Annotated in this window: 5 protein-coding genes; all 5 read right to left on the bottom strand. The window is 40.3% G+C overall.

The window, feature by feature from the left end; genetic code table 11:
* The coding region (locus ACFFAP_RS34670; RefSeq protein ID WP_375515461.1) for a hypothetical protein at positions 1-1,247 on the bottom strand (1,247 nt) is incomplete at its 3' end.
* Positions 1,244-2,035 (bottom strand): hypothetical protein, encoded by a 792-nt coding sequence (locus ACFFAP_RS34665; protein WP_375515460.1) that lies wholly within the window; start codon positions 2,033-2,035, stop codon positions 1,244-1,246. The genes ACFFAP_RS34665 and ACFFAP_RS34670, both read right to left, overlap by 4 nt.
* A 147-nt stretch (positions 2,036-2,182) precedes the next feature.
* The gene (locus ACFFAP_RS34660; RefSeq protein WP_375515459.1) at positions 2,183-3,283 is read right to left on the bottom strand and encodes a hypothetical protein; all 1,101 of its coding nucleotides are present in this window, start codon (positions 3,281-3,283) and stop codon (positions 2,183-2,185) included.
* Positions 3,284-3,654: 371 nt separating this feature from the next.
* Positions 3,655-4,362, bottom strand: a complete 708-nt coding sequence (locus tag ACFFAP_RS34655; RefSeq protein WP_375515458.1) for a hypothetical protein — start codon at positions 4,360-4,362, stop codon at positions 3,655-3,657.
* On the bottom strand, positions 4,363-6,320 hold a 1,958-nt coding region (locus tag ACFFAP_RS34650; RefSeq protein ID WP_375515457.1), incomplete at its 5' end, for a hypothetical protein.

Raw genomic sequence — 6,320 nt, 5'->3', positions numbered from 1 at the left:
AAAGCTGTAGCCCTTATTTCGTATAGCTTAGAGCTTTTCTTAGTGCCATTCGGTTTGGCCCCATCTCCTAATACTGAAATTGCACCTTCTGCAATTGGATATTCATTGTTGTCTTTAATGATGCTCGTGACTTGAATATTTGCATAGCCGCCGCCATCTACTGAAACTAACTCTACCGCTAATAAACTATCAGCAGCGATCGCTACTTCACCTTCATTGTCATGCAAATCTTGAGTCAGTTTAGCGACGAATCGTTTATTAGATGGAATTTGTCTTTGCTGACCCTGAGGTGCTTGTTGCTGTTGTCCTATTACTGGGGTTATCAAAATCCCGCTCGCAAATTCACCTACTCTCAAGTAACGAGTTTGTTGACCGTCAAGTATTTGTATTTCTTGGTCTAGATATTTACCCGACTTAGCTTGAGTTTGGGCTTGCCACCTGGGGCGGATTTTTTCAATTGAGTCGGTTGAGTTTTGCAGTCTGGTTTGGATAGGAGTATCATTCTCTACATTTTGAAAATCAGTTTGCTCATCAGATACACTTGGTTGATTTTGTGCCGGGTCTAATAAAGGGGTGGTGCTAGTTTCGGCATAAGCGATTTTGCCATAAGAACCGATGGTACGAAGTTTGTTGATTTGCTCAAGGGGATCTTGGGGCGTGAGTGTCCGTGCTGCTATAGAGGGTCTTGGAGAAAAACTCGTGCGTGCTGGTGGCTGAGTGTAGGTTCTTCTAGGTTGTGATGCAGTCTGAGTTACGCGACGTGGTTGTGTATTTTGAACAGGACGTGGCGCAGGTCGTGGAGATGGTGGGCTAGATGGCACGACCTTTTGGTCTACTGAAACTGGTACTGGCGCTGGTTGGTCTTTTTTATTTTTGTTAATGCGACCTAACTCATTTTCTTGATCCGACAGAGCTAGTTTTGCACGAGCGTCACCATCCCCCTCATCATCTTGTGTTTGTTCTGTAGTAGTAATAGTTTCCCCTGGTTTTTGAGCAATCTTTGGTGCTGGTGCTGGGGGATTGAAAACACCATTGAACATCAAAAATATAGCTAAAAATCCAACTCCAAAAGGGACAGCAATTATTGCTAGTCTTGACCAAGGAGAAGTGACAAAAGTGTGCTTATTCGGTACTAATAAACTTTCCGGTTCTGGTGCTTTACTACCATTAGTTTTATTAGCATCATCTAGATTCAGCAAATCCTCTAAAGTAGATACAGACCCCTTTTTATTATTCTCTTCACTCATTTTCTTCTCCCGAAGTTTAAATCTACAATTTCTGTAATTTCTAATCCGGCGCGACGGGCTGCATAAATCTTCTTAGCTAACTCAGTGGTATTAGCTGGGATATATTCTGGATTAGAAATTGAAGAAACTGTAACGGTTTTGTTGAAAGCAATTCCTTTACCTGAGTTATATTCACGCTCAAAAGTTACCAGTGTACCAATAAAATCTATTTCCCATTTCCCTGATTTAATTTGACGTGGTTGGGATATGAATCTGGGAATTAAAGATACTTGAGTATCACCATTGAATACACCTGTCGGAGTGATTGATGCTAATTTCTTGAGAAAGGCGGGGCGAAATCCTTCATTTTCACTTAAAGCAAATGCAGCATCATAGGCTCTAGTTGTAACTCTACTATTAGATTTATTATTAAGTCTACCTACTTCTACCCCAGTATCTTGCTTAGTGATAGGTTCTCCTTGATCATTAAATGTTTTTACTAATCCATCCCAATTAAACGTAGTAATAAATGTATCAGAGACAAACTTTTTAATTACTTCATCAGACCGTTCTTTTGGGTCTACTGCTGTGGCTGTAACGGTATCTCCTGATGAGAGTTGTACTAATGCCAATTGTTTTTTATTTAAAACACTAATCGCTCCATAATTGAGAAATTGTAATAACAGAGAAAGCGCAGCCATTGAAAACCCAGTTAGAGAAATTATTCCAACTCTTGTTGTTACATATTTGTTGTAACTAAGTAATTGTAATGGTTCTTTTGGTTGAGTTTTATTTTTTTGATTCAGCATAGGTTTTATGTAAGGATTCAGTCCTTCTGAATTCAGGAGTCAGAATGTTGGAGAAGAAGAGTGAATTCTTTTCAATCAATAGAAGAGTTATGCGCTCATTGCTTTTAAATTCTGGCTTCTGACTCCTGAGTGCTGAATTCTTACGTTTTATTTAGCTAATTTTCCGACTAAACTACCACCTTTAGTAGCAACACCTTTAGCAACCTCAATGGCAATCCCACTGTAAGTTTCAGCAGCTTTATTAATTTGAACTAAAACAGAAACGCCACCACCAGCCGCTAAACCTGTAGCTAAGAATGGCGCAATTATACCAATTGTAAATAGGAAGAACATTGGCTGATAAGATTTAGAATCAGCGACTAACTGCCCGGCGAAACCAACAATGATATTGAAGCAGAGCTTGCCAAAACCTATACTGAAATATCCTACTAACCAACTGTAAATTGATTTAGCTCCGTAAGGTAGCAGAGAACCACCAACAGCTATAGGCCCCAGCAGTGCTGTTACAAGCATAGTCAGTTCAATTCCCCATTGATAAGCCCCATTCATTCCGACTAAAATTATCGTAACTATGTCAGTAACAGCAGACCCAATAAAAGCATTAATGGGAGATAAAACTAAATCAATTCCATTTGCTTGACCCTCTTTCACATCATTAAAAGCATCTATAGCGCCATCAACCGCATCTATAAACCAAGAAAAAACTCCATCATTTTTTTTAAATTTATCTGGATATTTTTTGGTTAAATCTTCTTTAGCTTTATCTAAACAGTTTATTTGTTCTTGTTGACTTAAAGAGGAATTTCTACATTTATTTACAGCAATACCAATAGCGCTACGTGCTGCTTCAGTTCCCAATGCACTTTCAAATGCTTGCTTGAGGTCAATTCCTGCCGCCGCTTCGCTAAGAACTATATTATTTACATTATTAATATAGTTTCTAATCCCCAAAGTTGACTTTCCTAGTACATTCCCCTTATTACTGAGCAAAACAATTACTATTAACGGCCAAATCAAGTCTGTATAAGCTCTTTGTTCTTCCCCCGCCATCATTTTTTTTGTCCATTCAACGACGAAGAAAGTTAGTGTTGCCATAGCGAATAAAGCTCCGACTGTACAAATTGCTGAATAAACACCACCTGTAATAGTTTCGTTCCAAAGCTCATCAAATCCTTGCGCTATTGAAGCTGCATTTTCTTTTGCTAGATCAGCTAAATCGCCCCCTAAAAGTTTGGCTAGTAAAAACATGATTTGAATCCTTGCTCAATACAGTAATTTTGTCAGATATTTCAACGCTAGTCGATTGTTTGTATAGGAGGGAAAAGCTCTTGTAACTTTACCTTTAACTATGTTTATGAAAAAAGCTTTATGTTTAAAACCGTACTTCGTCCCGCTACGCGCTAACGCCGGCAAGTGGCGCGTACTCCTACGGAGAAGCAAGCTACGCGCCCTTAGTCTCGTCAGAGAAACAGTCCTTGTATCCCAGGTATGAAACCCCACCCCTTGTGTCGGGCTTGATTTAATTGCTCTCTTCGTAGCGGGGCGTTAGCCCATTGCTCTCTTCGTAGCGGGGCGAAGCAAGAGTGCGAATTGCGAATTGGTTTCATATACCCTTTTAATCAGTCAGCAGAAGTAGGATCTAGCCGTGCATTAAGTACCACTTCATGTACTAGAGATAATCTGCCATCTTCTTCGGAATTCTCCTTTTGCCTTTGGGAATCAAGATGCTCCGCTACTTGCGTTAGCATCAAGTTAGAGTAAGCATTGTCCTGTCGGGCTAATAGCGAATCAGTACGTTGTTCTGCTAACATCGACACAATTAGCGCATTCTGAGACGCTAGCGCTTTGAGAACATTTTGTGAAGCATCCATATTCTGCGCCTCATCAGCAATACCTTTTGCTTGTTGGGCGATTTGTGCAGTAGTATCAATTTTTTCTTGAGTTTGCTGCTGTCCTTTTTTTCCAATCACGCTGGCAATCGAACCAAGCGTCAGTTCACGCTCTAGCTTCTGTGCTTTTTCTTGGGCGACAGGATAAGAATAATCATCCTTAAGTGAATCCTTCAATTGTTCAGCCGAAGCAATTGGGTCAGGCGCACCCAATTGTCCGATAGAACTATCAATTGCCGCATTAGCATTTTCTTTGATGTCAGCCCAAGCACTGTTAATCTCATCCTTAGCCCAGGCTTGAATTTCACCAACTTCACTTTGAAGATCCCAAACCAATGAATTTATAAAATTGTTGATACTGAAACCATAACTAGGTGCAGCTATCAATAAACTGCCAACTGTAGCAGAAAGTATTACCCCAATTGTCCGCTTTTTCATTTAAGCTACCTGCCTTGTATGTGATTTTGAAAGCAAATGTTTAGCAAAGTCTGATAACTCTTCCCCCCGAATCATTCTGATATAATCCTCACTAAATTTGACTAACCCAAGCAGAGGATTATCTTGATAGTGTTTGAGAAACAAACTGCGTAATTCTTGCTCGTTGGGATTATTTGCAACTGAGGCTAATAAACAGTAGGCAGGATAATAGCGACAGAAAGTTAGCTTGCCGTTATCATCAAGCAACCACTGAGAGTAAATCCCCGACTTTTTTGGATAAAAAGCTTCTGTACTATTGACCCTGATGATTTCAGCAGGATATTTAAAGCGAACAATAAACGGGTCAACGCCTGATGATTGAATCCTGCCTACTAAACGTGTAGTGATATTGGCAAATATCTTTTGTGCAGCTTTGCTCTGATATATAGTCTCTGGTTCTTGGGCAGAGATGATGACGCGGATACCAGACTTAGCACCATTGGCACACAATCGCCCAATCAACAAGGCGATCGCATCAAATTGGAATAAAATTGGTGCTTCATCAAGAAAGAATATCGAAGCTTTTGAGCTTAAGGCACGTCTTAGGGCTGCTGCATAGGCACTAAGAGCGAGTATGGCAGCATCAGCTTCACTCGATAAATTACGTAAAGCGAATACTAACAATTTGGCATTAGTTCTAAAACTGGATGGGCGTGAGATTGATTGTCCTACCCTGGTACTCAACCAATAATTTATTCTCAGCCTGATTTGCTGTAAGGCTTCGGAAATCTCTTGACTCTTACTAGCAATAGAATCTAATTGTATGAAAGCTGGAGAACAAAAATTATAAAAATCTTTGAGCGTCGGAGTTTCGCTCCAATATTGAGTTCCAAACCCAAAATGTATTGCTAACTTGTAGCGTAATTTAATTTCGTCATCATTAAAAAACGTTTTTAATGTTAACGCAATAATTGACTCAATGTTTGTAACCATTGAAGGGCTGACACCAATCATGCTCGTCCCAATCACCATTGTCATCAGCACTGATTTGAGAAATTCCTTAAAATCGTTCAATCGCTCATTTCTCAGTTCTGCATCCAAAGAGCGCAAATCAGGTAGTTCAAAGAGATTGTTTGATTCAGAGGAAATATCGAAGTATGCCCCTTCTGAACCCAGCAGATTTGTGTAGTCGGTGAATGTAGAAGTACCATCTGGTTTAGGATAGTCTAATGCCACTACCGGAATATCTTGTGCAAGCGCCGGAGTAAGAATACCTGCCACCAGCACTAATTTACCTGAACGAGTTGCGCCAAAGACTGCCAAATTCTTATGATTCTGGTATAAGTCTAGGTGTACTGGTGTGCCGCCTTCTTCTGCGATTAACTCAAAGCCACTGCAATCGCCTGTGGCAGTCCTGATCAAAGGCATCAGCCCTGGTGCTTCCGAACTAAAATATGGCAGTCTGCGGTTAAAAGGCTTGGTTAACAGTGGTTCCCACACTATAGGACAACACTGCAACCATGTCTTCCAAGCATATTCAATCTCCCGGTCAACTACCGCCGGACGCAAGAAATAGCTGGCAAGATATCGGCAAGCCTCATCTAATTCTCTTGTAGTCTTGCGGTGAACGAGAAAAGCGACTGCGGTATGTACGACAACACTACCTTTGTATATTGTCTTTTGTGCTTCTACTGCTTCCTCAATATTCATCCCCGACTTAACATCAATATTTCCTTTCTCTGTGGATAAAGAAGTGCTAGTGATCGACTGCTTAGTTATTCTTTGCAAGTTAGTTTTAGAAATAGTTTGGTTGGCCTTAGTTAGCTGGCAAATCACCTCGGTATCATAAATACTATCTCTAGAAATTAACTCCCACAGATATCGCAATTGAGCTTGTTCGTCATACCAGCCCCCTGGTTTTTGGCTGAAGTTGAGCGCCCCAATATATTTATTTTGGATTTTTACCCATTTCCTATCAA

The sequence above is a fragment of the uncultured Nostoc sp. genome (assembly GCF_964245575.1).
Classification (GTDB): Bacteria; Cyanobacteriota; Cyanobacteriia; order Cyanobacteriales; family Nostocaceae; genus Nostoc.
This window is presented reverse-complemented; position numbering and strand designations above follow the sequence as displayed.

What these genes read in the sequence shown, in the direction of transcription:
- ACFFAP_RS34660 (WP_375515459.1), bottom strand. Translation starts at nt 3,283, where the DNA reads ATGTTTTTACTAGCCAAACTTTTAGGGGGCGATTTAGCTGATCTAGCA.
- ACFFAP_RS34665 (WP_375515460.1), bottom strand. Translation starts at nt 2,035, where the DNA reads ATGCTGAATCAAAAAAATAAAACTCAACCAAAAGAACCATTACAATTA.
- ACFFAP_RS34655 (WP_375515458.1), bottom strand. Translation starts at nt 4,362, where the DNA reads ATGAAAAAGCGGACAATTGGGGTAATACTTTCTGCTACAGTTGGCAGT.